This is a genomic window from Lonepinella sp. MS14435, from assembly GCF_042485795.1.
GTDB lineage: Bacteria > Pseudomonadota > Gammaproteobacteria > Enterobacterales > Pasteurellaceae > Lonepinella.
Genome location: NZ_CP169368.1, coordinates 149,674 through 176,585 on the forward strand (window position 1 = coordinate 149,674; position 26,912 = coordinate 176,585).

General features: G+C 39.4%; 28 protein-coding genes and 1 rRNA gene. 15 read left to right on the top strand and 14 right to left on the bottom strand.

The genetic code is table 11. The annotated features are described in order from the left end of the window. Positions 1 to 4 precede the first annotated feature (4 nt). Together O1Q80_RS00705 and gmhB are read right to left on the bottom strand one after the other, a co-directional pair. Positions 5 to 1,543 (bottom strand): 16S ribosomal RNA (locus tag O1Q80_RS00705). A gap of 326 nt (positions 1,544 to 1,869) precedes the next feature. Beyond that, entirely contained in the window at positions 1,870 to 2,424 is a 555-nt protein-coding gene (gene gmhB, locus O1Q80_RS00710) for a D-glycero-beta-D-manno-heptose 1,7-bisphosphate 7-phosphatase (protein ID WP_386687649.1), read from the bottom strand. A 166-nt stretch (positions 2,425 to 2,590) separates the two neighbouring features. Here gmhB and metN point away from each other — a divergent pair, with 166 nt between their 5' ends. Genes metN through O1Q80_RS00725 form a run of 3 tightly spaced genes read left to right on the top strand, consistent with a single transcriptional unit; the run spans position 2,591 to position 5,170 of the window. Next, positions 2,591 to 3,628, top strand: a complete 1,038-nt coding sequence (gene metN / locus O1Q80_RS00715) for a methionine ABC transporter ATP-binding protein MetN (RefSeq protein WP_386687651.1) — start codon at positions 2,591 to 2,593, stop codon at positions 3,626 to 3,628. Next, positions 3,618 to 4,307 carry a methionine ABC transporter permease gene (locus O1Q80_RS00720; RefSeq protein ID WP_386695082.1) on the top strand — a complete coding sequence of 230 codons (690 nt, stop codon included), beginning with the start codon at positions 3,618 to 3,620 and terminating at the stop codon, positions 4,305 to 4,307. The genes metN and O1Q80_RS00720 overlap by 11 nt, the downstream gene beginning before the upstream one ends. Before the next feature lie 26 nt (positions 4,308 to 4,333). Then, positions 4,334 to 5,170 carry a MetQ/NlpA family lipoprotein gene (locus tag O1Q80_RS00725; protein ID WP_386695084.1) on the top strand — a complete coding sequence of 279 codons (837 nt, stop codon included), beginning with the start codon at positions 4,334 to 4,336 and terminating at the stop codon, positions 5,168 to 5,170. Positions 5,171 to 5,238: 68 nt separating this feature from the next. Here the strand turns inward: O1Q80_RS00725 and O1Q80_RS00730 are convergent, their stop codons facing one another. The 3 genes from O1Q80_RS00730 to O1Q80_RS00740 all read right to left on the bottom strand — a co-directional run bounded on the left by O1Q80_RS00730 (position 5,239) and on the right by O1Q80_RS00740 (position 8,136). Then, the gene (locus O1Q80_RS00730) at positions 5,239 to 6,447 is read right to left on the bottom strand and encodes an IS256 family transposase (RefSeq protein WP_386695086.1); all 1,209 of its coding nucleotides are present in this window, start codon (positions 6,445 to 6,447) and stop codon (positions 5,239 to 5,241) included. Between the two features lie 110 nt (positions 6,448 to 6,557). Continuing rightward, positions 6,558 to 7,916, bottom strand: coding sequence for a tRNA uridine-5-carboxymethylaminomethyl(34) synthesis GTPase MnmE (mnmE, locus tag O1Q80_RS00735; RefSeq protein WP_386696117.1), 1,359 nt, complete (start codon positions 7,914 to 7,916; stop codon positions 6,558 to 6,560). Between the two features lie 106 nt (positions 7,917 to 8,022). Beyond that, positions 8,023 to 8,136 (bottom strand): IS3 family transposase, encoded by a 114-nt coding sequence (locus tag O1Q80_RS00740; RefSeq protein WP_386695087.1) that lies wholly within the window; start codon positions 8,134 to 8,136, stop codon positions 8,023 to 8,025. A gap of 102 nt (positions 8,137 to 8,238) precedes the next feature. Here O1Q80_RS00740 and sodA point away from each other — a divergent pair, with 102 nt between their 5' ends. Then, entirely contained in the window at positions 8,239 to 8,877 is a 639-nt protein-coding gene (gene sodA, locus O1Q80_RS00745) for a superoxide dismutase [Mn] (protein WP_386695089.1), read from the top strand. Positions 8,878 to 9,050: 173 nt separating this feature from the next. Further along, entirely contained in the window at positions 9,051 to 9,416 is a 366-nt protein-coding gene (locus tag O1Q80_RS00750; RefSeq protein WP_386695091.1) for a YgiW/YdeI family stress tolerance OB fold protein, read from the top strand. A gap of 42 nt (positions 9,417 to 9,458) precedes the next feature. On the opposite strand, the gene O1Q80_RS00755 is transcribed toward O1Q80_RS00750, so the two are convergent. From O1Q80_RS00755 to epmA, 6 genes are all read right to left on the bottom strand, one after another. After that, positions 9,459 to 10,070 carry a YfgM family protein gene (locus O1Q80_RS00755; protein WP_386695093.1) on the bottom strand — a complete coding sequence of 204 codons (612 nt, stop codon included), beginning with the start codon at positions 10,068 to 10,070 and terminating at the stop codon, positions 9,459 to 9,461. A 3-nt stretch (positions 10,071 to 10,073) separates the two neighbouring features. Next, positions 10,074 to 11,351, bottom strand: coding sequence for a histidine--tRNA ligase (hisS, locus tag O1Q80_RS00760; protein WP_386695095.1), 1,278 nt, complete (start codon positions 11,349 to 11,351; stop codon positions 10,074 to 10,076). Between the two features lie 23 nt (positions 11,352 to 11,374). Further along, positions 11,375 to 12,364 (bottom strand): 2-hydroxyacid dehydrogenase, encoded by a 990-nt coding sequence (locus O1Q80_RS00765; RefSeq protein WP_386695097.1) that lies wholly within the window; start codon positions 12,362 to 12,364, stop codon positions 11,375 to 11,377. 14 nt (positions 12,365 to 12,378) lie between these two features. Continuing rightward, on the bottom strand, positions 12,379 to 13,491 hold the full coding sequence (gene ispG, locus O1Q80_RS00770; protein ID WP_386687674.1) for a flavodoxin-dependent (E)-4-hydroxy-3-methylbut-2-enyl-diphosphate synthase: 1,113 nt from the start codon (positions 13,489 to 13,491) through the stop codon (positions 12,379 to 12,381). A gap of 11 nt (positions 13,492 to 13,502) precedes the next feature. Then, positions 13,503 to 14,438, bottom strand: a complete 936-nt coding sequence (locus tag O1Q80_RS00775; protein WP_386695099.1) for a RodZ domain-containing protein — start codon at positions 14,436 to 14,438, stop codon at positions 13,503 to 13,505. Between the two features lie 89 nt (positions 14,439 to 14,527). Then, on the bottom strand, positions 14,528 to 15,499 hold the full coding sequence (gene epmA / locus O1Q80_RS00780) for an elongation factor P--(R)-beta-lysine ligase (RefSeq protein ID WP_386687679.1): 972 nt from the start codon (positions 15,497 to 15,499) through the stop codon (positions 14,528 to 14,530). A 299-nt stretch (positions 15,500 to 15,798) separates the two neighbouring features. Here epmA and frdA point away from each other — a divergent pair, with 299 nt between their 5' ends. The 10 genes from frdA to O1Q80_RS00830 all read left to right on the top strand — a co-directional run bounded on the left by frdA (position 15,799) and on the right by O1Q80_RS00830 (position 24,462). Next, positions 15,799 to 17,598, top strand: coding sequence for a fumarate reductase (quinol) flavoprotein subunit (gene frdA, locus O1Q80_RS00785; protein ID WP_386695101.1), 1,800 nt, complete (start codon positions 15,799 to 15,801; stop codon positions 17,596 to 17,598). After that, on the top strand, positions 17,591 to 18,361 hold the full coding sequence (locus tag O1Q80_RS00790; protein WP_386695103.1) for a succinate dehydrogenase/fumarate reductase iron-sulfur subunit: 771 nt from the start codon (positions 17,591 to 17,593) through the stop codon (positions 18,359 to 18,361). The genes frdA and O1Q80_RS00790 overlap by 8 nt, the downstream gene beginning before the upstream one ends. 9 nt (positions 18,362 to 18,370) lie before the next feature. Then, positions 18,371 to 18,763 (top strand): fumarate reductase subunit FrdC, encoded by a 393-nt coding sequence (frdC, locus tag O1Q80_RS00795; protein ID WP_386695105.1) that lies wholly within the window; start codon positions 18,371 to 18,373, stop codon positions 18,761 to 18,763. An 11-nt stretch (positions 18,764 to 18,774) separates the two neighbouring features. After that, positions 18,775 to 19,119 (top strand): fumarate reductase subunit FrdD, encoded by a 345-nt coding sequence (gene frdD, locus O1Q80_RS00800; protein WP_386687688.1) that lies wholly within the window; start codon positions 18,775 to 18,777, stop codon positions 19,117 to 19,119. 184 nt (positions 19,120 to 19,303) lie between these two features. Beyond that, positions 19,304 to 20,284: a PTS mannose transporter subunit IIAB gene (manX, locus tag O1Q80_RS00805; protein ID WP_386695107.1), complete on the top strand. Its 981-nt coding sequence runs from the start codon at positions 19,304 to 19,306 to the stop codon at positions 20,282 to 20,284. Positions 20,285 to 20,294: 10 nt separating this feature from the next. Beyond that, a complete protein-coding gene (locus O1Q80_RS00810) occupies positions 20,295 to 21,095 on the top strand; it encodes a PTS mannose/fructose/sorbose transporter subunit IIC (protein WP_386687693.1) in 801 nt (266 codons plus the stop codon). A gap of 14 nt (positions 21,096 to 21,109) precedes the next feature. Next, a complete protein-coding gene (locus tag O1Q80_RS00815) occupies positions 21,110 to 21,946 on the top strand; it encodes a PTS mannose transporter subunit IID (RefSeq protein WP_386687695.1) in 837 nt (278 codons plus the stop codon). 85 nt (positions 21,947 to 22,031) lie between these two features. Then, a complete protein-coding gene (locus O1Q80_RS00820; protein WP_386687697.1) occupies positions 22,032 to 22,523 on the top strand; it encodes a DUF986 family protein in 492 nt (163 codons plus the stop codon). Beyond that, positions 22,507 to 23,700: a mannose-6-phosphate isomerase, class I gene (manA, locus tag O1Q80_RS00825; protein WP_386695109.1), complete on the top strand. Its 1,194-nt coding sequence runs from the start codon at positions 22,507 to 22,509 to the stop codon at positions 23,698 to 23,700. Before O1Q80_RS00820 ends, manA begins: the two co-directional genes overlap by 17 nt. An 18-nt stretch (positions 23,701 to 23,718) precedes the next feature. Then, positions 23,719 to 24,462, top strand: a complete 744-nt coding sequence (locus O1Q80_RS00830; protein WP_386695111.1) for an HAD-IIB family hydrolase — start codon at positions 23,719 to 23,721, stop codon at positions 24,460 to 24,462. A gap of 29 nt (positions 24,463 to 24,491) precedes the next feature. Here the strand turns inward: O1Q80_RS00830 and iscX are convergent, their stop codons facing one another. The 3 genes from iscX to hscA are packed head-to-tail and all read right to left on the bottom strand — an operon-like array spanning position 24,492 to position 26,906. Continuing rightward, the gene (gene iscX, locus O1Q80_RS00835) at positions 24,492 to 24,686 is read right to left on the bottom strand and encodes a Fe-S cluster assembly protein IscX (protein WP_386695113.1); all 195 of its coding nucleotides are present in this window, start codon (positions 24,684 to 24,686) and stop codon (positions 24,492 to 24,494) included. Beyond that, the gene (gene fdx, locus O1Q80_RS00840; RefSeq protein ID WP_386687705.1) at positions 24,686 to 25,027 is read right to left on the bottom strand and encodes an ISC system 2Fe-2S type ferredoxin; all 342 of its coding nucleotides are present in this window, start codon (positions 25,025 to 25,027) and stop codon (positions 24,686 to 24,688) included. Before fdx ends, iscX begins: the two co-directional genes overlap by 1 nt. Before the next feature lie 31 nt (positions 25,028 to 25,058). Further along, positions 25,059 to 26,906 (bottom strand): Fe-S protein assembly chaperone HscA, encoded by a 1,848-nt coding sequence (hscA, locus tag O1Q80_RS00845; RefSeq protein WP_386695115.1) that lies wholly within the window; start codon positions 26,904 to 26,906, stop codon positions 25,059 to 25,061. Between the last annotated feature and the right edge of the window lie 6 nt (positions 26,907 to 26,912).

The following is a 26,912-nucleotide window of genomic DNA, read 5'->3' on the forward strand; positions in this document are numbered from 1 at the left end:
TTACTAAGGAGGTGATCCAACCGCAGGTTCCCCTACGGTTACCTTGTTACGACTTCACCCCAGTCATGAATCATACCGTGGTAAACGCCCCCCTTCCGGTTAAGCTATCTACTTCTGGTACAACCCACTCCCATGGTGTGACGGGCGGTGTGTACAAGGCCCGGGAACGTATTCACCGCAACATTCTGATTTGCGATTACTAGCGATTCCGACTTCATGGAGTCGAGTTGCAGACTCCAATCCGGACTACGATGCACTTTCTGAGATTCACTCCCCCTCGCAGGTTGGTTACCCTCTGTATGCACCATTGTAGCACGTGTGTAGCCCTACTCGTAAGGGCCATGATGACTTGACGTCATCCCCACCTTCCTCCAGTTTATCACTGGCAGTCTCCTTTGAGTTCCCATCACTACATGCTGGCAACAAAGGATAAGGGTTGCGCTCGTTGCGGGACTTAACCCAACATTTCACAACACGAGCTGACGACAGCCATGCAGCACCTGTCTCATAGCTCCCGAAGGCACAAACTTATCTCTAAGTTCTTCTATGGATGTCAAGAGTAGGTAAGGTTCTTCGCGTTGCATCGAATTAAACCACATGCTCCACCGCTTGTGCGGGCCCCCGTCAATTCATTTGAGTTTTAACCTTGCGGCCGTACTCCCCAGGCGGTCGATTTATCACGTTTGCTACGGGCACCAAGCCTAAAGCCCAATCCCCAAATCGACATCGTTTACAGCGTGGACTACCAGGGTATCTAATCCTGTTTGCTCCCCACGCTTTCGCACATGAGCGTCAGTATCTTCCCAAGGGGCTGCCTTCGCCTTCGGTATTCCTCCACATCTCTACGCATTTCACCGCTACACGTGGAATTCTACCCCTCCCTAAAGTACTCTAGCTACCCAGTCTGAAATGCTATTCCAAAGTTAAGCTCTGGGATTTCACATCTCACTTAAGTAACCGCCTGCGTGCCCTTTACGCCCAGTTATTCCGATTAACGCTCGCACCCTCCGTATTACCGCGGCTGCTGGCACGGAGTTAGCCGGTGCTTCTTCTGTAGTTAACGTCAATTAGCTGTTCTATTAAAACAACTACCTTCCTCACCACCGAAAGAACTTTACAACCCGAAGGCCTTCTTCATTCACGCGGCATGGCTGCGTCAGGGTTACCCCCATTGCGCAATATTCCCCACTGCTGCCTCCCGTAGGAGTCTGGACCGTGTCTCAGTTCCAGTGTGGCTGGTCATCCTCTCAGACCAGCTAGAGATCGTCGGCTTGGTAGGCCTTTACCCCACCAACTACCTAATCCCACTTGGGCTCATCTTATGGCAACTGGACCTAAGTTCCCAGTCTTTCGTCTCTCGACACTACGCGGTATTAGCTACAGTTTCCCGTAGTTATCCCCCTCCATAAGCCAGATTCCCAAGCATTACTCACCCGTCCGCCACTCGTCAGCAAAGTACAAGTACTTCCTGCTACCGTTCGACTTGCATGTGTTAAGCCTGCCGCCAGCGTTCAATCTGAGCCATGATCAAACTCTTCAATTTAAGTTCGATCGCTCAATAAACTGCTTGCTTCTAAATCTTGCTTTTCATTCTCAAAAGAACAAAAAGTTAATGAATTTCTAAGTTAAGCACCTATTAAGACTTCAAGTTTTATTTAATTTTTTAAAACTAGTCAATCAACAAGTGCCCACACAGATTGTCTGATAAATTATTAAAGAACAAATCGCTGTTTTAAAGCGAAAATAAAACGACACACTGTTTGATTTCAATTTTCACAACAGCGTGTCGTTGTGTGCAGCGTATTATAGAGATCTGGAAATCCTTTGCAAGTGTTTTTTGTAAAAAAATCTAAAATTCTATCTGACTGTTCAGTTTTTCAGCTTCTTAATCAATTTTGGCAAATCTGCCACGCTATCTAGTACATAATCTGCTAATTTTTCACCTTGTTCCGAGATTGGTTTTCCTGTTTTTACCAGTACCTTATAAGCCACATTCGCTGCCATTCCCGCCTGCAAATCTTCCAATTTATCCCCAACCATAAAAGATCTACTTGGATCAATATTCAATTCTTTAATCGCCTGCAATAACATTCCTCCTTTGGGCTTACGACAATCACATTCTTGCCGAAACTCACCTTTTCCCTCAGGATGATGCGGACAATAATAAATCCCATCTAAATCAACACCCCGATCTGCCAGTGACCAATCCATCCACTCTGTTAATTGCAAAAACTGATCTTCGCTAAAATAACCACGTGCAATCCCTGATTGGTTAGTCACTACTACCAACAAATACCCCATGGATTTTAATTGTTGCAAGGCTTCAATGCTCCCCTCAATAAATTCAAAATCATCTATTTGATGAACATAACCGTGATCAACATTTAAGGTACCATCCCGATCTAAAAAAATTGCTTTATTCATTTTTATTTTCCTTTATATATGACATTTATCCTCTTAATTATCACATAAATGTTCTAATTGATAACGATATATTCTAAAAAGCCAACGAATAATTATTGACATAGACATATAGACATCTAAAATACACAAAACTATTATATTTTTAATCATTAATTAAAGGGCTTATATGATTAAGCTAAAAAATATCACCAAAGTTTTTGATATTGCAGACAAAAAACTCACCGCATTAGATAATGTTTCATTACATGTTCCCGCAGGAAGTATCTGTGGCGTAATCGGTGCTTCTGGTGCTGGTAAAAGCACGTTAATTCGCTGTGTCAACTTATTAGAACGCCCGACCTCTGGTTCAGTGATTGTTGATGGCAAAGATCTCACCGTACTTAATGATCATCAACTTATCGCAGAACGCCGTAATATCGGTATGATTTTCCAACATTTTAATCTACTCAGCTCTCGCACAGTGTTTGATAACGTAGCATTGCCACTAGAATTAGAAAAAGCTAACAAACAAAAAATTCAACAAAAAGTCACCGCACTTTTAGCACTAGTTGGTTTAACTGATAAAAAAGATGTTTATCCTGCCAATTTATCTGGTGGTCAAAAACAACGTGTTGCGATTGCAAGAGCATTAGCTAGTGATCCGCACGTATTGTTATGTGATGAAGCCACCAGTGCATTAGATCCTGCAACCACACAATCTATCCTAAAATTATTAAAAGATATTAACCGCACTTTAGGCATCACCATTTTATTAATTACCCATGAAATGGACGTAGTAAAACGTATTTGTGACCAAGTGGCAGTAATCGACCATGGTGTCTTAATTGAACAAGGCACTGTTAGTGAAATTTTTTCTAATCCAAAAACAGAGTTAGCACAAGAATTTATTCAAGCTACTTTCCAAAACTACTTGCCCGAAGAATATCTGGCATTACTTTCTGATGTCCCAAAATCCCCGAATTCATCACCAATTATTCGCTTTGAATTTACTGGACGCTCTGTCGATGCCCCATTAATCTCCCAAACTTCACGGCGGTTTAATGTATCCTTTAACATATTAATGTCACAAATTGATTACGCTGGTGGTACAAAATTCGGTTTCACCATTGCAGAAGTAGAAGGTGACGAAGATGCTATTACCCAAGCAAAAATTTATTTAATGGAAAGTAACGTACGTGTGGAGGTGTTAGGTTATGTGGGATAATTTTATCAACGGCTTTATCGGTCAAATCACCCCGCAAGTATGGGCATTAATTGGCTCAAGTACCTATGAAACTATTTATATGAGTTTTGCAGCGACACTTTTTGCTATTGTGTTCGGCTTACCATTAGGTATATGGACATTCTTAACCCAACCAAATCAAGCCTTAACAAACCCTAAAGTGAATCGTATTTTAGAGGCCTTAATCAACGTTGGACGCTCTATTCCGTTCATTATTTTATTATTCGACTTAATGCCTATCACACGCTTTTTGGTCGGTACTACATTGGGTACAACTGCTTCTATTATCCCACTAGGTGTTGCTGCAATGCCATTTTTTGCTCGCTTAACTGCCAATGCACTTGGCGATATTCCTAGTGGCTTAACTGAAACAGCGAAAGCAATGGGGACAACGGTATGGCAGTTAGTCACCAAGTTTTATTTACCTGAAGCGTTACCAATGCTTATCAAAGCCACAACCCTTACCCTCGTCACACTAATTGGTTATTCTGCCATGGCTGGGGCTGTCGGTGGTGGCGGTTTAGGCAATACTGCCATTTCTTATGGTTTACATCGCAATATGCCTTATGTACTGTGGATTGCAACTATTATCATTGTATTAATCGTGATGATCTGCGAAAGATACGGCAATAAACTCGCTGATCATTTCGATCATCGTTAATTTAACTTTCTAACAAGGAACATTTTATGAATTTAAAAAAATTACTCACTATCACTGCAATGACATCTGTATTCGCTTTAACAGCTTGTAAAGATGAGAAGAAACCTGAAGTAGTCGCAGCTGCGGCACAGCCTGCACCACAAACCATTACTGTCGGTGTCATGTCAGGTCCTGAACATCAAGTAGCTGAAATTGCTGCTAAAGTAGCCAAAGAAAAATATAATCTAAATGTAAAATTCGTTGAATTTAACGACTACGCATTACCAAACCCAGCAGTAAGCAAAGGTGATTTAGATATCAATGCAATGCAGCATAAACCTTATTTAGACAGTGATACCAAAGCAAATAACATCACTAACCTTGTGATCGTAGGCAACACTTTCGTTTACCCATTAGCTGGTTATTCAAAAACGATTAAAAATGTATCTGAATTAAAAGACAGTGCAAAAGTAGCTGTACCAAATGATCCATCTAACCAAGGTCGTGCCTTAATCTTATTAGAAAAACAAGGTTTAATTAAATTAAAAGACAATACTAATTTAAATGCAACACCATTAGATATTGTAGAAAATCCAAAAAATCTACAAATAACACCTGTTGATACAGCAGTTGCAGCTCGAGCATTAGATGATGTAGATTTAGCTGTAGTTAACAATACTTATGCTGGTCAAGTTGGTTTAAATACTTCTGACAATGGTGTGTTTGTGGAAGATAAAGACAGTCCATACGTAAATATCATCGTTGCCCGTCAAGATAACAAAGACAGTGCAGCAGTACAAAACTTTGTAAAAGCCTACCAAACCGAGGAAGTTTACCAAGAAGCGGTAAAACATTTTAAAGATGGTGTAGTAAAAGGTTGGTAATTCAAACTAACTAAAATAAATAGCAAAAGTGGAGCCTATCCCATATTTTGTGTAAACACCAATTTCACTTAAAGGTGATCATTTAAGCGATCACCAAATTCTAGCACAAAATGGTTCAATGCTGCTCGCCAATTTCGGATTGGCATTGACCATTTTTTAGACGCATTTTTAATCGCAAGCCAGATGATTTTAATCACGGATTCATCTGTCGGGAAGACATTTCGTTTTTTAATCACTCGTCGAATCACGCTATTTAACGATTCTATCGCATTTGTCGTGTAAATTGCCTTGCGAATATCGTCAGGATAGCTGAAAATCGTGGCTAAATTCGCCCAATGAGTCTGCCAGCTTTTGGCGATTAAGGGGTATTTTGCTTGCCATTTTTGCTCAAAATTAGCCAGTGCCTGTAGGGCGACCTGTTCCGTAGGTGCTTGATAAATCAGCTTTAAATCCCCTGTCACGGCTTTGTAATCTTTCCAAGTGACATATTTCAAACTATTACGAACCATATGCACGATACAAAGCTGAATTTTCGTTTCAGGAAAAACAGTATTAATCGCATCAGGAAAGCCTTTTAAACCATCAATGCAAGCAATCAGAATATCCTGTACGCCACGATTTTTAAGCTCGGTTAGCACGTTTAACCAAAATTTTGCCCCTTCATTTTCGGCAATCCATAGTCCTAGCAGCTCTTTGCGTCCGTCCAGATTCACACCAAGAGCGACAAACACGGCTTTATTGATAATGCGTCCGTCTTGGCGAACTTTCACCACGATACAATCCAAATAAACAATGGCATACACCGCGTTAAGGGGTTCATTTTGCCACTCAATAATGCGTTCTTTGACTGAATCAGTCACCCGAGAAATTAGGCTAGGTGAAACATCGGCATCATAAAATTCCTTAAACGAATCAACAATCTCTTGAGTACTTAACCCTTTGGCATATAAGGCAATGATTTGCTCATCCATACCCGTGATGCGAGTTTGATTTTTCTTAATAATTTGGGGTTCAAAGGTGCTTTCACGATCTCGGGGAATGTTGAGTTCAATATCTCCCTCATCGGTGAGCAAGGTTTTTTGACTATAACCATTTCGGCTATTTTTAGCCTTTCTTGGCTGATTTTTCTTATAACCAAGATGTTCTGTAAGCTCAGTATTGAGAGCGGCTTCCACAGTGATTTTTTTCAGCACGCGAGAAAGCTGATTGAGATCTTCTGGTGTTTTGAGGTTTTTAGCTAATTCATTAGCCAATAATTTAATTTGTTGTTCATTCATAATGAAAATACCTGTTTTTGGTTATTATCTCAGAAACAGGTATTTACACAAATTTTGGTATAGGCTCCAAAAGTGCGGTAGAAATACCGTACTTTTTTTCTATATTAAAATTACTTGCCAATACAAAACGAGCTAAAAATATTCCCTAATAAATCATCGGAAGTAAATTGCCCTGTAATTTCACTTAAATGAGCCTGTACTAAACGTAACTCTTCTGCCAACAGCTCACCTGCATAAAACTGTGTTAGTTGAATATACCCTAGTTGTAAATGTTCTGCTGCTTTTTCTAGGGCTTCTAAGTGGCGGTGACGAGCCAAAAAACCGCCTTCGGTGCTAGTTTGATATCCCATAGCCTGTTTTAAATGTTCACGCAACAAATCTATGCCTTGTTGCGTTTGAGCAGATAAACGAATTGTAGTGTAACCATTTTCTTCGCTTAACCCAACATTTTCACCGCTTAAATCAGTTTTGTTACGAATGATAGTAACAGGAATATTTGCAGGTAATTTTTGTAAAAATTCTAACCGCACTTTGTCAAGATCTAGACTATCCGAATCCGTACTATCTAACATTAGTAACACTCGATCAGCCTGTTCAATTTCGTGCCAAGCACGATTAATTCCGATACGTTCTACTTCATCCGTAGCATCACGTAAACCAGCAGTATCAATAATATGCAGAGGCATTCCATCAATATGAATATGTTCTCGAAGCACATCTCGGGTGGTTCCCGCAATATCCGTAACAATCGCTGCATCTCGCCCTGCAAGTGCATTTAGTAAACTGGATTTACCAGCATTAGGACGACCAGCAATAACAACTTTCATTCCCTCTCTCAGAATAGAACCTTGTTTAGCTTCAGTTTGTACTTGATTAAGTTGAACAATAATTTCATTTAATTTAGTTTCAATCTTACCATCTGCTAAAAAATCAATTTCCTCATCTGGAAAATCAATCGCAGCTTCAACATAAGTTCGCAAATAGATAACCGAATCAACTAATTGATTAACTTTATTAGAAAATTCACCTTGTAAGGATTTCAATGCAGAACGGGCAGCCTGTTCAGAACTGGCATCAATTAAATCAGCAATAGCTTCTGCTTGAGCAAGATCGAGCTTGTCATTTAAAAAAGCCTGTTCAGAAAATTCACCAGGACGAGCCAAACGCACGCCTTGTACTTGCAAAATACGTTTCAATAACAGATCTAGTACGATTTGACCACCATGTCCCTGCAACTCCAACACATCTTCCCCTGTGAAAGAATTGGGCGACTTAAAAAATAACGCAATACCTTGATCTAATACGCTGCCATCGACATCTTTAAAAGGTAAGTAATTGGCAAAACGCGGCTTGAGATCTTTTCCTACCACGGTTTGAGCAACATGGCTAGCCAAAGGTCCTGATACTCGTAAAATTCCCACCCCTCCACGACCAATAGGGGTTGCTTGTGCTACTATGGTTTCTTTGATTATTTCTTTCATATTATTTTCTACTACCATAAAACGGGTCTAATCCTAAATAGGAAATATCTACAAAGCCATCCCTTTCCTAAAAGACACCAGAAACTGAATTATATTACCTAAGATATAATTTTTTTAATTTTACTTGAATCTGTTCATTATTGTAATAATTAATATAATCTTTTATTTCTTTATGTTTGTTTAAGATTTTCCTTAACAAAAAATTCACATTCTTAATGATCTAAATCAATTTTTTTGTTAATATGAATATGGAATTTGTAGATCTGTTCTACAAAAAATATATAACAACTCATCAAAAAAGGAAAATATTATGGCTTATACTCTACCTGAATTAGGCTATGCCTACGATGCATTAGAACCACATTTTGATGCTCAAACTATGGAAATTCACCACAGTAAACATCACCAAGCTTATATTAACAATGCTAATGCCGTATTAGAAAACTCACCAGAGTTAGCAAAATTAGCTGATCAAAATTGCCCTGGGTCATTCTTAAAAAATCATTTAAGTAGCGTACCTGCAGATAAATTCACCGCACTTCGTAACAATATCGGGGGTCATGTCAACCACAGTTTATTCTGGAAATCATTGAAAAAAAGCACTACCTTACAAGGTGCATTAAAAGCTGCGATTGAACGTGATTTTGGTTCTGTTGAAGCATTCAAAGCAGAATTTGAAAAAGCTGCAGCCACTCGTTTTGGTTCAGGTTGGGCGTGGTTAGTGTTAAACGATGGTAAATTGAGTGTAGTTTCTACTGCTAATCAAGACAATCCATTAATGGGTAAAGAAATTGCTGGTTGCGAAGGTTTCCCATTATTAGGCTTAGATGTTTGGGAACACGCTTATTACCTAAAATTCCAAAACCGTCGTCCAGATTACATTAAAGAATTCTGGAATGTGGTGAACTGGGATTTTGTGAACGAACGTTTTGAAAAAAATGCTAAATAATTTTAAATAAACATAACAGGAATCGGCTCAAATGAGCCGATTTTTTTCTCAAAAATAAACCGCTCTTAAGATTTAATTAAGATTTCCATGTTTTAATGAATCTCAATCAAAGCTAAACAGTTTTCCTCAAGCAATGTACTAGCACTACAATATATATCAATAAGGAGAAAAAAATGAAAAAATTACTGACTATTGCACTTATTGTTGTTTCAACGACAGCATTTGCTGGATTTGATAATGACCATGCAAAAGGCGGTTTCAATGGTGGTTATGTTGGAACACCAACAAGCGTAGCTCAAGCCTTAAAAGCAAAAGATGATGCTCAGGTTATTTTAACTGGTTACATCACTAGACAAATTGATCATGATGAATTTTTCTTTAAAGATTCAACGGGTGAAATTAAAATTGAAGTAGATGATCATGCTTGGAATGGTCTAAATGTTTCACCAAATGACAAAATTACGATTCAAGGTAAAGTAGATCAAGATGCGTTAAAAGCTGCTGAAATTGAAGTTTATAATATTCGGAAAGCAGACTAATGTCTAAAAAAGCAAAACGGGCGAAAGCCCGTTTTTTATAGGTTATAAATTATTCAACAAGACTTTCGCTTCTTGCTGTTCTAACGCTGAACCATTTTCTAATACGGATTCAAAACTTTGTTTAGCTGCATCTTTATCGCCTTTGGCTAACTGAACTTTGCCACTTAATAAGTTTTTTCTCCCCGCCCAACTAGCATCTTTTACTAAATTTAAGGTACTTAATACATCATCAAATTTATCTTGTTGTAGTTGCACTTCAGCTAATCGAATACCAGTCACAGAAGCCAGAATTTCATCTGGTGCCTGTGTCATTGCCTCTTTTAAAGTTATTTCTGCTTGAGAAAGTTCTTGATTTTGCACCGCACTTTTGGCTTTTTCTAATAACGCTAAGGTCGCATAACCCGTTTTACTATGCTCTTTTACGAAAGCATCAATTTGTGCATTTTTGGTGGTAGCATCTGTATTGCTATAAATCACCTGATCGTATTGTGCTGCTATTTCTTGTGCTTTGGTGATTTGGTAATCCTGCCAAAAACGCCAACCAAACACCCCACCAGCCCCAATAATCACGGCAGCAATAATACTTTTATAATTTTCTTTCCACCAAGATTTAATTTCATTGAGTTCTTGTTCTTCTAAACTGGTATAAGCCATAATTTATTCCTTAAATACTTGAGTTAAATAAGCAACTAATTCATCAACTGCAACTGCTTGTTGCTCGGTGTTGCCTAATAAATCTTTTACCATAACTTGGTTAGATTGTACTTCACTTTCGCCAATCACAATAGCTAGTCTTGCCCCGACTTTATCGGCACGTTTAAATTGTTTTTGGAATTTGCCACCGCTACAATGCGTCATAATACGTAAGTGCGGTAATTCCGAACGAAGTTTTTCAGCAATTTTGAAAGCTGCCAAAGTGGTTCCTTCACCTGCAAAAACAAGGTAAATATCCACCGCACTTTGTACTGGAATAGATTTATTTACTTCTTGTACTAACAACACTAAACGCTCTAAACCCATAGCAAATCCAACACTTGGTGTAGCATGTCCGCCTAATTGTTCGACTAAGCCATCATAACGACCACCACCGCAAACCGTGCCTTGAGCCCCTAATGCAGTAGTTACCCATTCGAATACCGTTTTGTTGTAATAATCTAAACCACGCACTAGTTTCGGGTTAATTTCGTATTGAATGCCCATTTCATCTAATAATGTACAAAGTTGAGCAAAATGTTCACGGCTTTCATCATCTAAATAATCAAGTAATTTGGGTGCATTGTTTAACATGTCTTGTAAAGCTTGATTTTTAGTATCTAAAATACGTAATGGATTTTTCTCTAAACGGTCTTTTTCTTCATCACTCATCAAATCCAAATGATTTTGCAAGAAATCAACCAATGCCGAACGGTAATTTTGGCGTGCATCTAGCGAACCGATAGAATTGAGCTGTAAAGTTACATACTGATCGATACCTAATTCTTTCCATAAGCGAGCAGTAAGTAAAATCAATTCTGCATCAATTTCAGGATTGGCAATACCAAAAATTTCTACCCCTGCTTGATGAAATTGACGATAACGCCCTTTTTGTGGACGCTCATGACGGAACATCGGTCCAATATACCATAAACGTTGTTCATTATTATAAATCCAGCCATGTTCCACGGCTGCACGCACACAACCTGCGGTACCTTCAGGACGGAGCGTAAGTTGCTCATCGTTATCCCAGAAAGTGTACATTTCTTTGGAAACTACATCGGTAACTTCACCAATGGCACGAGCAAATAAAGGGGTGCTTTCCACGATTGGCATACGCACTTCGCTGTAACCGTAGCTTGCCAATACTTGACGCACCTTATTTTCAATCCATTGCCACAGCGGTGTATCGGTCGGGGAACTGTCGTTCATGCCACGAATAGCTTGAATGGTTTTTGCCATAATTCTGTCCTGTTTCTCCTGTTTTATTCTACTTGATTCGGGCAATTTTCACCTAAATTGACTTGCTGAATATTTGCCAAGGTGACATCGGAAATATTCAATAAGGCTTCTTCCGTTAAAAAGGCTTGATGTCCAGTAAGTAATACATTATGGCAAGATGAAATACGGCGGAACACATCATCTAAAATGACTTCGTTGGATTTATCTTCAAAAAATAACGCCTGTTCATTCTCATACACATCTAAGCCTAAAGCACCAATTTTGCTCTGTTTTAGGGCTTCAATAGCGTCCTTGGTGTTAATCAATGAACCTCGGCTGGTATTAATGATCATTACGCCATCTTTCATTTGCTTAAAGGTTTTTTCGCACAATAAATGGTAGTTGTCTGGCGTAGCTGGACAATGTAAAGAAATAACATCCGATTGAGTAAAGAGTTCATCCAAACTCACATATTTACCACCCAAGGCTTCTACTTGCGGATTTTTAAAGGGATCAAACGCCAATAATTGCATACCAAATCCTTTTAAAATACGCATGGTAGCAATCCCAATTTTACCCGTGCCAATAATACCAGCGGTACGACCGTGCATATTAAAGCCGATTAATCCTTCTAGCGAGAAATTTGCATCTCGAGTACGCTGATAAGCACGGTGAATATGGCGATTTAGGCTCATCATTAAGCCCACCGCATGTTCTGCCACCGCTTCTGGAGAATAAGCTGGTACTCGCACAACTTTCAAACCCAATTGCTTTGCCGATTTGAGATCCACGTTATTAAAACCTGCACAACGTAACGCTACAATAGTTACACCGTATTCTGCCAGCTTTTCCAACACTGCTTGATCAGCATTGTCATTAACAAATATACACACCGCTTGACAGCCTTCTGCCATTTTAGCGGTGTCCACATTTAGTTGAAAATCAAAGAAATGCAGATCAAAGCCGTATGTGGTATTAGCTTGTTGCAAATACTTGCGATCATAATTTTTACTACTAAAAACGGCAATTTTCATATTTATCCTCTCTATTAAAGTTCGGCAATATCAATACGTTGTGATTGCCGTGCCACTTTGGCACGAATTTTGGCTTCAAGTTGATCAATTAAATCATCATTATCAAAGCGTTCTTTTTGACGCTCACCATCTAAATAATAACCGCTTTTTTTGTTACCACCAGTAACACCTAAATCAGATACCAAAGCTTCACCTGGTCCATTCACAACGCAACCAATAATTGATACATCCATCGGTGTAATAATATCTTCAAGACGTTGTTCCAACGCATTCACTGTCCCTATCACATCAAATTCTTGACGAGAACAGGTTGGGCAAGCAATAAAGTTAATGCCACGAGAACGAATACGTAAGGATTTTAAAATATCAAACCCCACTTTGATTTCTTCCACTGGATCCGCTGCTAATGATACTCGCAACGTATCACCAATTCCTTCGGCTAAAAGCATGCCTAAACCCACCGCACTTTTTACCGCACCTGCTCTGGCACCACCAGCTTCGGTAATACCAAGATGTAACGGCTGTTTAATCGCTTTGGCTAACAAACGGTAACTTTCCACCGCTAAAAAAACATCTGACGCTTTTACACTCACCTTAAATTGATCGAAGTTTAAACGATCTAAAATTTCAACATGACGTAACGCACTTTCTAACAAGGCTTCTGGGGTTGGTTCTCCATATTTTTCTTGCAGATCTTTTTCCAACGAACCTGCATTTACGCCAATACGAATCGGAATATTATTATCTCTAGCACAATCCACTACGGCACGAATACGATCTTCACGTCCAATATTGCCAGGGTTAATCCGTAAACAATCAACACCGTATTCTGCCACTTTCAAGGCAATCCGATAATCAAAGTGAATATCCGCTACCAATGGTAAATTCACTTGCTGTTTAATTAATTTAAAGGCTTCGGCAGCATCCATAGTTGGTACAGAAACCCGAACAATATCCGCCCCTACTCGCTCAAGAGCTTTAATTTGAGCAACCGTTGCTTCTACATCTGTGGTACGAGTATTGGTCATAGATTGTACGGCAATGGGAGCATCTCCCCCTACTGGCACTTTACCTACATAAATTTTTGTCGATTCACGACGTTTAATGGTTGGTTTAAAATCTGACATAATTCTCGTTATTATTGTAATTTAATGCGAGCAACACGACCATCAATTTTCAATGGATAATCCTCACCTTTATAGGTAATTTTTACATTAGACGGCGCACCGATAGTCAATGAATAAGGACCTTTACCATCTAACGTAATTACTTCACCTTGTTTATATTCTTTTTGCGTCACCAAATTATGACGTTTTTCATCACGCACTGCAATCCAGCTTGTAGCTGAGGTCACTTCTATTTGTAAATCTCCCGTCATGGCATTATCCACGGTGTTTTGAGCATTGTTTTCAGTAAAACTAGCAGCAGAATTTGTATTATCATTCATATTGTATTGCATAGAAACACCCTGTGCTGTGCTGTCCGTAGTCCCCACTGTAACTGTAGCTGCTTGGTTAGGATCTAAATTGCTATTTTCGGCTAGTGTACTTTCTTCTGTTGCTGGTTGTACTGTTATTGTCGCAATATTATTACTATTATCTATAGATTTATTTTGTTCTTCCGTTGATACATAATTTTGTACTAAATTATCACGCTCTAAATTCGTTTGTTGATAACTCTCCCACCACCAAAGTGCAGTCATACCAATCACAAATAATAAAACAAGTGCCGTCAGCCAACCTACCCAACGGCTATTAGATCCATGTGGATTAACTACATCTCTGACTTTTCCCTGCTTATTCAAATCATTATGTACCGTTCCACCAAAATTAATTCCATTCCATAAAGTAACTGGCAATTTCAAGAATTCACCATAATTACGAACATAACCTTTCATAAAGGTCGCAGGAATATTCTTTTGCACAAATTGGTTATTTTCAATACTTTCTATCACAGAAGGACGTAAATTAACTTTTTCTGCTGCTTGTTCAATGGTTAAGTTTAATTTTTGACGAGCTTGGCGAAAAGTTTCACCAACTGTTTCTTTTTCTGCTAAGTTAATCTGAGTATCCATAAATATCACATTCTTTCCAAAAGTATAAAGATAAAATTAAATAATTAAGTTTAAAGTTGTCGCCCTTGTTTTGCAACTGTTATTTATTACTACGCATTAGCAATACCAAAAGCCATGACTTCTTCAATACGTTCAGCCCCTAGTGCAATCATCATTAATCGGTCAACACCTAAAGCAACTCCAGAAGTATTAGGCATCCCAGCCTGTAATGCGGCAAGTAAACGAGTATCTATTGAACGTGTCGGTAAACCTAATTTCTGGCGTAAATGATTATCTTGCTCAAAACGATTCATTTGTTCATGAGCATCAATTAATTCATGAAAACCATTAGCCAATTCTAACCCTTTATAATAGAACTCAAAACGCTCTGCAACACGGTGATCTTCCGAACTAATTTGAGCAAGAGCTGCCTGACTGGCTGGAAAGTGATAAATAGCAACAGGACGAGTTTGTCCAATTTTCGGTTCTACTACTTCAGTAAATAAAAACTGTAACAATGTATCTCGTTCTTCATTCTCATCACAAATAAAATTATATTCTTTGGCTTTTGCAATCAATTCAGCTTTGCTTGCTGACAAAGGATCTAATCCAACATATTGTTGAAAAACGAATTGATAACTCAAACTTTCTGTTGGCTCACAATCTAAAATATTCTGTAATAAATCATCTACTTCATTAATCAGCCGATACATATCAAAGAAAGGGCGATACCATTCTAACATGGTAAATTCAGGATTATGGCTACGTCCTGCTTCTTCATTACGAAAAACATGGCATAGTTGAAAAATAGCACCTGAACCTGCTGCTAATAGCCGTTTCATAGGATATTCAGGACTAGTATTTAGCCACAAAGTTTTGGATTGTTCATTAAATGGAGCAATAAACTCCGTGCTAAAGGTTGATAAATGGACATCCGTTACACCAAATGCACTCAAAATAGGCGTTTCAACTTCAAGAACTCCTCGTTCAGAGAAAAAACAACGAATTTCTGCCATAATTTTGGCTCGTGCAAGTAAATTCTTAATCGGAGCCGTTGGCTGCCATAAAATTTCTGCTGACATAAAAATAGACCAATTAGAAAAAATTAACAGTATTTTAACTTGAATTAAGTAAAACACCAAACTTAAGTGAAAAGAAGCAATAAAGGTAAAAATACCGTTTTTATTAATTTTAGATAAAAATAAAAACCATCTTTAAGTATATAATAATTCTCATTTTTACTAACTATTGTGAATTAGAACTAAATTTTTGAGCTAGATCACATTTATTCTAATTAGATTAAAAAAGATATAGTAATTTATTAAAATTTAAGTAACATTATTCTTGTCAATTAATAATTCTTATCGTGGGGGACATTATCGTGCAAATTATCAATGTTGATATTGCGATTGTCGGTGCTGGTGGTGGTGGTTTGCGTTCTGCAATCGCTGCGACAGAAGCCAATCCGAACCTAAAAATCGCTTTAGTTTCAAAGGTTTATCCGATGCGTAGTCATACTGTTGCAGCCGAAGGTGGTGCAGCAGCTGTTATTAAAGAAGAAGATAGTTACGACAAACATTTCCAAGACACCGTTTCTGGTGGTGACTGGTTATGTGAACAAGATGTGGTGGAGTATTTCGTTCAACATTCGCCTGTAGAAATGACTCAGCTTGAACGTTGGGGTTGTCCTTGGTCTCGTAAACAAGATGGTGATGTAAACGTTCGCCGTTTTGGTGGTATGAAAATTGAACGTACTTGGTTTGCAGCGGACAAAACAGGTTTCCATTTATTACATACTCTGTTCCAAACCTCTATCCAATATCCACAAATTCAACGCTTTGATGAACATTTCGTGTTAGATATTTTAACCGATAATGGTCATGCTTGTGGTTTAGTAGCAATGAATATGATGGAAGGCAAATTAATTCAAATCAATGCCAAAGCCGTTATTATTGCCACGGGCGGTGGTTGTCGTGCGTTTAAATTCAACACTAACGGTGGGATCGTCACGGGTGATGGACTTTCTATGGCTTATCGTCATGGCGTACCATTGCGTGATATGGAATTTGTGCAATATCACCCAACAGGCTTGCCAAATACAGGTATTTTGATGACTGAAGGTTGCCGTGGTGAGGGTGGTATTTTGTTAAATAAAAATGGCTACCGTTACTTACAAGACTACGGGCTAGGACCTGAAACACCAGTAGGTAAACCACAAAATAAATATATGGAATTAGGTCCACGTGATAAGGTTTCCCAAGCATTCTGGCAAGAATGGAAAAAAGGCAATACAGCAAAAACCGCCAAAGGTGTTGATGTGGTTCATTTGGATTTACGTCATTTGGGTGACAAATACTTACATGAACGTTTACCATTTATTTGTGAATTAGCACAAGCCTATGAAGGGGTTAACCCAGTCAATGAACCTATTCCAGTACGTCCAGTAGTACATTATACCATGGGCGGAATTGAAGTAGATTTTAACAGTGAAACTCGTATTAAAGGTTTATTTGCTGTAGGTGAATGTGCATCTTCAGGCTTACATGGTGCGAACCGTTTAGGTTCTAACTCATTAGCTGAGTTAGTAGTGCTAGGTCGTGTGGCAGGTGAATATGCCGCAGAACGTGCTACTGAAAATATCCAAATTAATCAAGATGCCATTGATGCACAAGCTCGTGATGTGATTCAACGCTTGGAAGACTTATATCATCAAGAGGGTACTGAAAGCTGGGCAGAAATTCGTGAAGAAATGGGTATGTCAATGGAAGAAGGTTGTGGTATTTATCGTGACCAACACAGCATGCAAACTACTGTGGATAAGATTGCCGAATTGAAAGAGCGTTATAAACATATTCGTATTCAAGATCGTTCAAGCGTGTTCAATACTAACGTGCTTTATACCGTTGAACTTGGTTATATTTTAGACGTGGCACAATCTATAGCAAATTCTGCTATTGAACGTAAAGAATCGCGTGGAGCTCACCAACGCTTAGACTTTGTAGAACGTGATGATGTGAACTACTTACAACATACCTTGGCGTTCTATAATGGAAGCGATGCTCCACATATTGAATATAGCCCTGTGAAAATTACCAAATCACAACCAGCAAAACGTGTATATGGTGCTGAAGCTGATGCAGCAGAAGCCGCTAAAGCAGCTAAGGAGAATGCAAATGGCTAATGAATCTATTATGAATGTAGAAGTGCTACGCTATAATCCTGAAGTGGATAAAGCACCGCACTTATGTACTTATCAAGTACCTTATGATGCACAAACTTCTTTATTAGATGCGTTAGGCTACATTAAAGATAAACTTGAACCTGAACTTTCCTACCGCTGGTCTTGCCGTATGGCGATCTGTGGTTCTTGCGGTATGATGGTGAATAACAAACCGAAACTAGCGTGTAAAACGTTCTTACGTGATTACAGCGGTCACATGCGGATTGAACCGTTAGCCAACTTCCCGATTGAGCGTGATTTAGTGGTGGATTTAAGCCACTTTATCGAAAGTTTGGAAGCAATTAAACCTTATATTATTGGCAACAAAATGCCTGAATTAGATGGTAAACCACATCCGTCAGCAGAATTGGCAAAAAGTCGTACCAAACAAACGCCGAAACAACTTGAGAAATATCGTCAATTCTCAATGTGTATCAACTGTGGTCTTTGCTATGCAGCTTGTCCACAATTTGGTTTAAACCCTGAATTTGTTGGCCCTGCTGCTTTAACTTTGGCTCACCGTTATAATTTAGATAACCGTGATCACGCTAAAGCACAACGTATGCCAATTATCAATGGCGACAACGGTGTTTGGTCTTGTACTTTCGTGGGGGCTTGCTCAGAAGTGTGTCCAAAACACGTCAACCCAGCAGCGGCAATTAACCAAGGTAAATTAGAAAGTGCCAAAGACTATCTCATTTCAATGCTTAAACCAAAAGCCTAGGGGGAAGATATGACTGAATTAGTAAGCAAACGTAATAAATACCAGCGTGAAATGACGGCAACTTGGTGGAAAAGTTGGAATTTCTATAAATTCTACATGTTGCGTGAAGCAACAGCTGTTGCCACCGTTTGGTTCTGCCTAGTGCTACTTTACGGCATCATCACTTTATGTAGTGAAAATGGTTTTAGAGAGAATTTTATTCCATTTTTACAAAACCCAGTTGTTGTGATCTTAAACCTAATTTCACTAGGGGCATTAATTTTACACACTGTAACATTTTTCCAAATGTCGGGTGAGGTAATGTCTGGTACATTGGGCGTAAAACCTGAATTAATCCGTAAAGGATTCTACGTACTTCTCGCTGTTACCAGTGTTATTCTTCTGGTTTTAGTTTTTATTTAAGGGGATAGATTATGGTTAATCAAAATCCAAAACGTTCGCAAGAACCACCAGTATGGTTACTCTTTAGTGCTGGCAGTACTGTCAGTGCATTAGCCTTTCCCGCATTAATTTTCATTTTGGGAATTTTATTACCTTTTGGGATTATTTCAGCTGATAATATTATTGCATTTAGCCATCACTGGTTAGGTAAATTAGTGATTTTAACATTAGCAATTTTCCCAATGTGGGCAGGTTTACACCGTGTGCATCACGGCATGCACGACCTAAAAATTCATGTTCCAAATGGTGGCTTAATATTTTATGGTTTAGCTGCCCTTTATTCAATTATTGTGATTTTCACGGTAATTGCTATCTAAATTCAATATAACAAAAAATAAGTATCCTTGTGATGCTTATTTTTTTGTTTATTTTCACCGCACTTTATCAGGAAAAAGTGATCCAGATCACTCATTCATAAAAATATCCGACTGAAACGTGCAAATTAGACCTAATTCATATTACAATGGAGTACCTTAATTTTAAAAACAAAAGGAGTCAATAATGACTATTGCAATTATCATTGCAACGCACGGTGTGGCAGCGAATCAGTTGCTCAAGACCACCGAGATGCTAATTGGTGAGCAAGAAAACGTGGCAACCATTGATTTTGTGCCAGGTGAGAATGCGGAAACCATTATGGGCAAATACCAAGAAAAACTTGCCAATGAGTTAGTTCATTGCGATCAAGTGTTATTCTTGGTAGATACTTGGGGCGGTAGTCCGTTTAATGCGGCAAACCGTGTGGCAAACGATCAAGACAATATGAACGTGGTAACAGGTGTTAACGTTCCTATGCTAGTGGAAACCTTTATGGCACGAGATGATAATCCTAGCCTTGAAGAGTTAACCGCTATTGCCTTGGAAACAGGGCGTACTGGTGTACGTGCATTGCGTTTTGATGAACCAGAAGAAAAACCTGCTCAAGCTGCCCCAGCAGAACCAGCGAAACCTGCACAACCTGCTGTCGTTACGCCGAATGCGGAAGGGCATTTAGTGATTGGTTTGGCTCGTATTGATGACCGCTTAATTCACGGTCAAGTTGCCACCCGTTGGACTAAAGAAAGCCGTGTAACTCGCATTGTTGTGGTGAATGACGATGTAGCGAAAGACAGCGTGCGTGCTACTATGCTAAAAAGCGTAGCCCCTCCAGGTGTTACCGCTCACGTTGTGCCTGTGGATAAAATGATCCGTGTCTATAACAACCCTGAATATGCTAATGAACGTATGATGTTGTTATTCACTAACCCAACGGATGTGGTACGTTTGTCTGATGCTGGTGTTGACTTTAAATCCATCAATATCGGGGGTATTTCTTACAAAGATGGTAAGAAAATGGTGACCAGTGCCGTTGCCGTAAACGAACAAGATATTGAAGCTTTCAAGAAATTAGATGCTAAAGGCATTGAGCTTGATGTGCGTAAAGTCTCCAACGATAGCCGTCAATATATGATGGATCTATTGAAGAAAAATAACTTAATTTAAGGAAATTATTATGGAAATTACAACATTACAAATCGTGCTGGTGTTTTTAGTCTCCTGTGTTTCAGGTATGGGATCAATTCTTGATGAATTCCAAACTCACCGTCCGTTAATCGCTTGTACCCTAATTGGTTTAGTATTAGGCGATATGACAACAGGGATTATCGTGGGTGGTTCATTAGAACTATTAGCCTTAGGCTGGATGAATATTGGTGCAGCACTTGCTCCTGATGCGGCATTAGCCTCTGTGGTTTCTACCATTTTGGTTATCGTTGGTGGACAACAAATCCCAACCGCTATCGCACTTGCTATTCCATTGGCAGCAGCAGGTCAGGTATTAACCTATGTGGTACGTGCGATTACCGTGGCATTCCAACATGCTGCAGATAAATCCATTGAAGACGGTAATCTTAACCGAATCGACTGGGTACACTGCTCTGCCTTATTATTACAAGCCATGCGTATTGCTATTCCAGCTTTAATCGTGGCATTAACTGCAGGAACAGACACCGTGCAAGCAATGTTAGGTGCAATTCCAGAAGTCGTAACGACAGGTTTAAAAATCGCTGGTGGCATTATTGCTGTGGTCGGTTATGCAATGGTTATCAATATGATGCGTGCAGGTCACTTAATGCCATTCTTCTACGCTGGTTTCGTAGTAGCCGCATTTACCAACTTTAACCTTGTCGCCTTAGGGGTGCTTGGTGCGGTAATGGCGGCACTTTATATTCAACTTCACCCTAAATACAATCAAAGTAAACAAGTGGTGCAAGTGGTTGCTGGTAACAACGATCTTGATAACAGATTAGATTAATGGGGTAAGAGAAAATGACAACTGAAATGAAAAAAGTCACCCAAAGTGATTTAAATTCCGTGGTATTACGTTCAAACCTATTCCAAGGTTCTTGGAACTTCGAACGTATGCAAGCCTTAGGTTTCGCCTATTCAATGGTGCCTGTAATTAAACGCTTATACCCTGATCCAAACTCTCAAGAACGTAAAGATGCGATCAAACGTCATCTTGAGTTTTTCAACACTCAACCGTTCGTGGCTGCTCCAGTATTAGGGGTAACTATTGCAATGGAAGAACAACGTGCCAACGGAAAAGAAATTGACGATGCAGCGATCAATGGTATCAAAGTGGGTCTAATGGGACCTTTAGCTGGTGTAGGCGACCCAATTTATTGGGGAACAGCACGCCCAGTATTCGCCGCCCTCGGTGCAGGTTTAGCCTTAAGTGGCAGTATCTTAGGACCATTATTGTTCTTCATCTTATTCAACCTTGTGCGTTTAGCAACACGCTACTACGGTGTAACCTATGGTTATAAAAAAGGTGTGGACGTGGTACAAGATATGAGCGGTGGTCTTTTACAAAAACTCACTGAAGGAGCATCAATTCTCGGCTTGTTTATTATGGGAGCGTTGGTACAAAAATGGACCAGCATTAACGTACCACTCGTGGTATCCACCATTCAAAAACAAGACGGTACAACTGAAGTTACTACTGTACAAAGCATTTTAGATAGCTTAATGCCAGGTTTATTACCATTGCTATTTACCTTTGCTTGTATGTGGTTATTGCGTAACCGTGTTAATGCACTTTGGATCATTATCGGTATTTTCGTTATCGGTATCTTAGGTGCGGCAACAGGGATTTTAGCGTAATCTTTCTATTTTTGTAGGGGCGTATTGCATACGCCCTTTGTACATTATTTAGGGCGTATGTAATACGCCCCTACATTTTTTCGTTATGACCAATTCTATTCTCATTCTCTGTATTCTCATGTTCTTCGCCTACGCTTTTTACGAACAATTTGGCTTAGATAAACGTAAAGGCAATACGCTGCTCAAAGTGCGGTTAAAAAAACGCACGAAATTAGATAGCCTGATTTTTGTCGCCTTAATCGGCATTATTATTTGGCAAACCGAAGGGCAAATTGCTCGTAACAGCTTATATTTACTTGCTTTCTTGATTATTATTAGTCTATATATGGCGTTTTTCCGATCGCCAATGCTGATTCTCAAAAAAGACGGCTTTTTCTTTGAGAATTTTTTCATTGAATTTGCTAAAATACGCCAAATTAATTTAGCCGATGATTTCAAACTGGTATTTGATCTCACTAATGGCAAACGTATTGTAGCACAGTTGATGGAACAACAAGATGTAGATGCCATCGTACAATTTTTCGGTGGCTACAAGCAACAAAAGGAAAAAACAGAAAAAAATGACCGCACTTTATAAATTAACAGGTACATTACAACAATATGCTTGGGGAGGAGAAAGCTACATTCCCCATTTAATTGGCTTTACTGCCCAACAAAATCAACCTTATGCGGAATGGTGGCTGGGGGCTCACTCTTCTTCACCGTCCATGATCGAAATTGAAGCTCGAGAAATCCCATTAAACCAATTTTTAAAGCAAAATCCCACCGTACTAGGCGAACAAAGCCGTGCTATGTTTGGTGATGAACTGCCCTATTTACTGAAGATTTTAGATGTCAAACAACCGCTTTCCATTCAGTTGCACCCAACCAAACAGCAAGCTGAAATAGGCTTTGCCGCAGAAAATGCTCGTGGCGTGGACTTAAAAGATCCGACCCGCACCTACAAAGATAACAATCACAAACCTGAAATGATGATCGCCCTGTCAGATTTTTGGTTATTGCACGGATTCAAACCGAAGACCGCTATTTTACACACCTTGCGTGAACGTCAATCTTTATCCGCTCTTGCCGATCAGTTAGAAAAACAGGATTTACATAGCTTCTATGCAACAATTATGCAGGCGGATCAAACGCAATTAGCCAACTGGTTATTGCCGATTCTTACACAAAATCAACTCACCAATTTAACCCCTGAAAATCCTGATTATTGGGTGTTATACAGCCAACAGGAAATGGCAATTTCACTGGATAAACTGGACGCAGGTTTGATGTGTTTTTATCTGTTCAATATTGTGCAAGTGAAACAAGGGGAAGGCATTTTCCAAGATGCTGGTATTCCGCACGCTTATTTACGTGGGCAAAATATTGAATTAATGGCGTGTTCCGATAACGTGATCCGTGGCGGTTTAACCCCGAAACATGTGGATATTGAAGAACTGCTAAAAGTCATTGATTGCCGTGAAGTGATGCCTGAATTAATCCCAGCAGCACCACAAGTAAACGGCTTATTTACTTATACCACACCTGCCAAAGATTTTGCTTTGGCAAATATACGTTATGATAATACCAGCAAAATCAATGGAACTGCCAAAAATGCAATCATTCTCTTAGTTATGCAAGGGCGTTTAAAAATTAGCGAAAAAACCACCGCACTTGAACTCAAACAAGGTGAATCCGCCTTTATTTGTGCGGATACAGATTATCAAATTGACGGCGTTGAAAATGGTTATGCAGTGTTAGCCAAATTACCATAATCTGCTTTTAAGGAATAAATGATCATGATTTTCGTGTTTGATATTGACGGTACAATTTCTAAAAATGGCTTAAAAGTCAGCGATGAAATTTGTACGGCGATCACCCATTTATTGGCAAATCATCAGGTTATTTTTGCCTCAGCAAGACCGATTCGAGATATGCTGCCTATGTTAAATACCAAACTCACTGAACATAAGAATACGATTTTAGTCGGTTGCAATGGTGGAATGGCATATCAGCAAGGGAATGTTATTTTGAGTAAACTGCTTGATAATCAATATGTGAAAAATTGTCTGACTCAATTAAACCAGCTGAATTTAGCCTATGTACTGGACGGTAAATGGGCATTTTCCTTATCCAAACAGCCACATGATTTTCATCATTATATTGATTCGTTAAGTAATGATCGAATAGAGGAAAGGGATTTACTCAATGATGGTGTAAGTAAAATCTTGGTTTTACTTGATCGCCCTAATCAGGCTATTTATGACCAATTCAATGTCGATAATATTAGTTTCCATATTCATAAAAAAGAACATTTTTTTGATATTACGCCACAAGGTAACAATAAATATCATACCCTTAAGCAATTAATCGGTAATCAAGATTACGTTGCTTTTGGTAATGATTTCAACGACTTTCTTATGTTAGAACAGGCGAAATTATCCGTTTATTTAGGTGATAAACAAGAATTTCAGGCAGATTATTATTTAGACGATGTGGATTTAGTGGGAAAATTTATTAATCAGCATTTTCTCTAATAAAAAGTCGCCCGAAAGCGACTTTTTATTTATTCATACTCATCTAACCAACGCAACAAAATCCCTTCCAAAATTTTCTCATTACTGGCATCGGGGTTATCGTCAAAATCTTCTAACTCACAAATCCATTGGTGCATATCAGTAAAACGAACCGTCTTTGGATCTAAATCAGGATCTCGGTCATATAAGGCTTCGGCAATGGCTTGGGTATCTGTCCATTTCATTAGTGTGCTGCCTCGTTTGCGTGGTTAAGATTATACTTCGGAATTTCCACCACCAAATCTTCATCGCCCACAATACATTGGCAAGATAAACGGCTTTCAATTTCTAAGCCCCATGCTTTATCTAGCATATCTTCTTCTTGGTCAGAGCTTTCGTTTAGACTATCGTAACCTTCACGAATCACCACATGGCAGGTAGTACAAGCACAAGATCCGTCACAAGCATGATGAATTTCCACGCCGTGATCATGTGCAAGCTCTAACAAATTATCCCCCGCTTTGGCTTCAATCACCATGCCTTCTGGGCAAAATTCTTCGTGGGGTAAAAAAACAACTTTTGGCATATTCACTTTCCTATGTTCAAATTCGTTAAAACTATAAATTATCAACCGATTGCCCTTTTAAGGCTTTTTGGATCGATTTATCCATTCGGCGTGCAGCAAATTCTTGCGTAGCTTGATCTAAATCCTTAATCCCTTGCTTAATTGCAAATGTGTCTGTGCCTTGCTGTAAATTATCCAATGAAACTAACGCATTTTTCACCGCACTTAATTCTTCTGCGTTGAGTAAATCTTGGTCGTCATCTAACGCCACTAATACCGCTTCCATTACTCGGCGAGCTTCCACTCGTTGCTCAGTGAGCAAACGCATATCAATATCCTGCTTGGCATTTTCCATAGAGGATTTCAGCATTTGAGTAATCTCATCATCAGTTAAACCATAAGAGGGTTTCACTTGAATAGACGATTGTACTCCCGTAGATTTTTCCATTGCGGTTACACTCAATAATCCATCTGCATCGACTTGATAAGTGACTCGAATATGTGCTGCCCCAGCCGACATTGCAGGAATACCACGCAAGGTAAAACGAGCCAGCGAGCGGCAATCCTCTACCATCTCACGTTCACCTTGCACAATATGCACCGACATGGCGGTTTGACCATCTTTGAATGTGGTAAATTCTTGCGCACGAGCCACGGGAATCGTGGTGTTACGTGGAATAATTTTTTCCACCAAGCCACCCATGGTTTCAATCCCTAAGGAAAGCGGAATAACATCTAGCAACAGCATATCTGAATCGGGTTTATTACCCACTAAAATATCCGCTTGAATTGCCGCCCCCAACGCAACGACTTTATCAGGATCAATAGAGGTTAGTGGTATTCTAGCAAAAAATTCTCCCACTTGTTCACGTACAAATGGCACACGCGTAGAACCGCCCACCATGACCACTTCACTCACATCTTGTGCGACAATATTAGCATCTTTTAAAGCTCGGCGACACGCCATTAATGAACGTTTCACTAATGGCTGAATGAGCTGATTAAATTGCTCTCGGGTCAGTTCCCCTTGCCAATCTTGCCATTCAATTGATACGGCTTGTTCTTGCGATAAAAAGACTTTAATGTCATTTGCCATTTCAATTAATTGGCGTTGTTGTTGGGCGTTTTCAGGCGATTTTCCTGCTTGCTCAATAATCCACTCGGCAATTAAATGATCAAAATCATCGCCACCTAATGCAGTATCACCGCCTGTTGCCAATACCTCAAATACCCCTTTAGATAAGCGTAAAATGGAAATATCAAAGGTACCACCGCCTAAATCATAGACCGCTATCACACCCTCTTGTTCGCTATCCAAACCATAGGCAATAGCAGCAGCTGTCGGTTCATTGAGTAAACGCAACACATTTAAACCAGCAAGTTTGGCGGCATCTTTAGTGCTTTGACGTTGTGCATCATCAAAATAAGCAGGCACGGTAATCACCGCACCAGAAATTTCACCGCCAAGCGTTTGTTCTCCAAGTGCGGTTAATTTTTTCAGAATTTCGCTCGACACTTCTACAGGGCTAACTACACCTTGCCGAGTAGCCATTAATGGCAACCCATTTTCACTTTGCTGAAATACATAAGGCAAATTTGGATAACGCTGTTGTACGTCCTCCAAACTCCGCCCAATTAAGCGTTTCACCGAAATAATCGTGTTTTGCGGATCAAGGCTTGCTAACGCTCCCGCTTCATTACCTACCAATACAGCATTTTCTGCATAATGCACAATAGACGGCGTTAAGGCTCGATCTTGTTCATCTAATAAAATATCCGCTTGACCACTCCGCACACTTGCCACAAGGGAATTAGTCGTCCCCAAGTCAATCCCTACCGCTAATTTATGCTCGTGTGGTGCGGCGGTTTGCCCTGGTTCAGCGATTTGTAGTAATGCCATTATTTA

What these genes read in the sequence shown, in the direction of transcription:
- O1Q80_RS00815 (WP_386687695.1), top strand. Translation starts at nt 21,110, where the DNA reads ATGACAACTGAAATGAAAAAAGTCACCCAAAGTGATTTAAATTCCGTG.
- manX (WP_386695107.1), top strand. Translation starts at nt 19,304, where the DNA reads ATGACTATTGCAATTATCATTGCAACGCACGGTGTGGCAGCGAATCAG.
- iscX (WP_386695113.1), bottom strand. Translation starts at nt 24,686, where the DNA reads ATGAAATGGACAGATACCCAAGCCATTGCCGAAGCCTTATATGACCGA.
- frdC (WP_386695105.1), top strand. Translation starts at nt 18,371, where the DNA reads ATGACTGAATTAGTAAGCAAACGTAATAAATACCAGCGTGAAATGACG.
- gmhB (WP_386687649.1), bottom strand. Translation starts at nt 2,424, where the DNA reads ATGAATAAAGCAATTTTTTTAGATCGGGATGGTACCTTAAATGTTGAT.
- O1Q80_RS00810 (WP_386687693.1), top strand. Translation starts at nt 20,295, where the DNA reads ATGGAAATTACAACATTACAAATCGTGCTGGTGTTTTTAGTCTCCTGT.
- fdx (WP_386687705.1), bottom strand. Translation starts at nt 25,027, where the DNA reads ATGCCAAAAGTTGTTTTTTTACCCCACGAAGAATTTTGCCCAGAAGGC.
- metN (WP_386687651.1), top strand. Translation starts at nt 2,591, where the DNA reads ATGATTAAGCTAAAAAATATCACCAAAGTTTTTGATATTGCAGACAAA.
- sodA (WP_386695089.1), top strand. Translation starts at nt 8,239, where the DNA reads ATGGCTTATACTCTACCTGAATTAGGCTATGCCTACGATGCATTAGAA.
- epmA (WP_386687679.1), bottom strand. Translation starts at nt 15,499, where the DNA reads ATGTCAGCAGAAATTTTATGGCAGCCAACGGCTCCGATTAAGAATTTA.
- O1Q80_RS00790 (WP_386695103.1), top strand. Translation starts at nt 17,591, where the DNA reads ATGGCTAATGAATCTATTATGAATGTAGAAGTGCTACGCTATAATCCT.
- hisS (WP_386695095.1), bottom strand. Translation starts at nt 11,351, where the DNA reads ATGGCAAAAACCATTCAAGCTATTCGTGGCATGAACGACAGTTCCCCG.
- O1Q80_RS00830 (WP_386695111.1), top strand. Translation starts at nt 23,719, where the DNA reads ATGATCATGATTTTCGTGTTTGATATTGACGGTACAATTTCTAAAAAT.
- O1Q80_RS00720 (WP_386695082.1), top strand. Translation starts at nt 3,618, where the DNA reads ATGTGGGATAATTTTATCAACGGCTTTATCGGTCAAATCACCCCGCAA.
- hscA (WP_386695115.1), bottom strand. Translation starts at nt 26,906, where the DNA reads ATGGCATTACTACAAATCGCTGAACCAGGGCAAACCGCCGCACCACAC.
- O1Q80_RS00750 (WP_386695091.1), top strand. Translation starts at nt 9,051, where the DNA reads ATGAAAAAATTACTGACTATTGCACTTATTGTTGTTTCAACGACAGCA.
- O1Q80_RS00755 (WP_386695093.1), bottom strand. Translation starts at nt 10,070, where the DNA reads ATGGCTTATACCAGTTTAGAAGAACAAGAACTCAATGAAATTAAATCT.
- ispG (WP_386687674.1), bottom strand. Translation starts at nt 13,491, where the DNA reads ATGTCAGATTTTAAACCAACCATTAAACGTCGTGAATCGACAAAAATT.
- O1Q80_RS00730 (WP_386695086.1), bottom strand. Translation starts at nt 6,447, where the DNA reads ATGAATGAACAACAAATTAAATTATTGGCTAATGAATTAGCTAAAAAC.
- frdD (WP_386687688.1), top strand. Translation starts at nt 18,775, where the DNA reads ATGGTTAATCAAAATCCAAAACGTTCGCAAGAACCACCAGTATGGTTA.
- manA (WP_386695109.1), top strand. Translation starts at nt 22,507, where the DNA reads ATGACCGCACTTTATAAATTAACAGGTACATTACAACAATATGCTTGG.
- O1Q80_RS00725 (WP_386695084.1), top strand. Translation starts at nt 4,334, where the DNA reads ATGAATTTAAAAAAATTACTCACTATCACTGCAATGACATCTGTATTC.
- O1Q80_RS00765 (WP_386695097.1), bottom strand. Translation starts at nt 12,364, where the DNA reads ATGAAAATTGCCGTTTTTAGTAGTAAAAATTATGATCGCAAGTATTTG.
- O1Q80_RS00775 (WP_386695099.1), bottom strand. Translation starts at nt 14,438, where the DNA reads ATGGATACTCAGATTAACTTAGCAGAAAAAGAAACAGTTGGTGAAACT.
- O1Q80_RS00820 (WP_386687697.1), top strand. Translation starts at nt 22,032, where the DNA reads ATGACCAATTCTATTCTCATTCTCTGTATTCTCATGTTCTTCGCCTAC.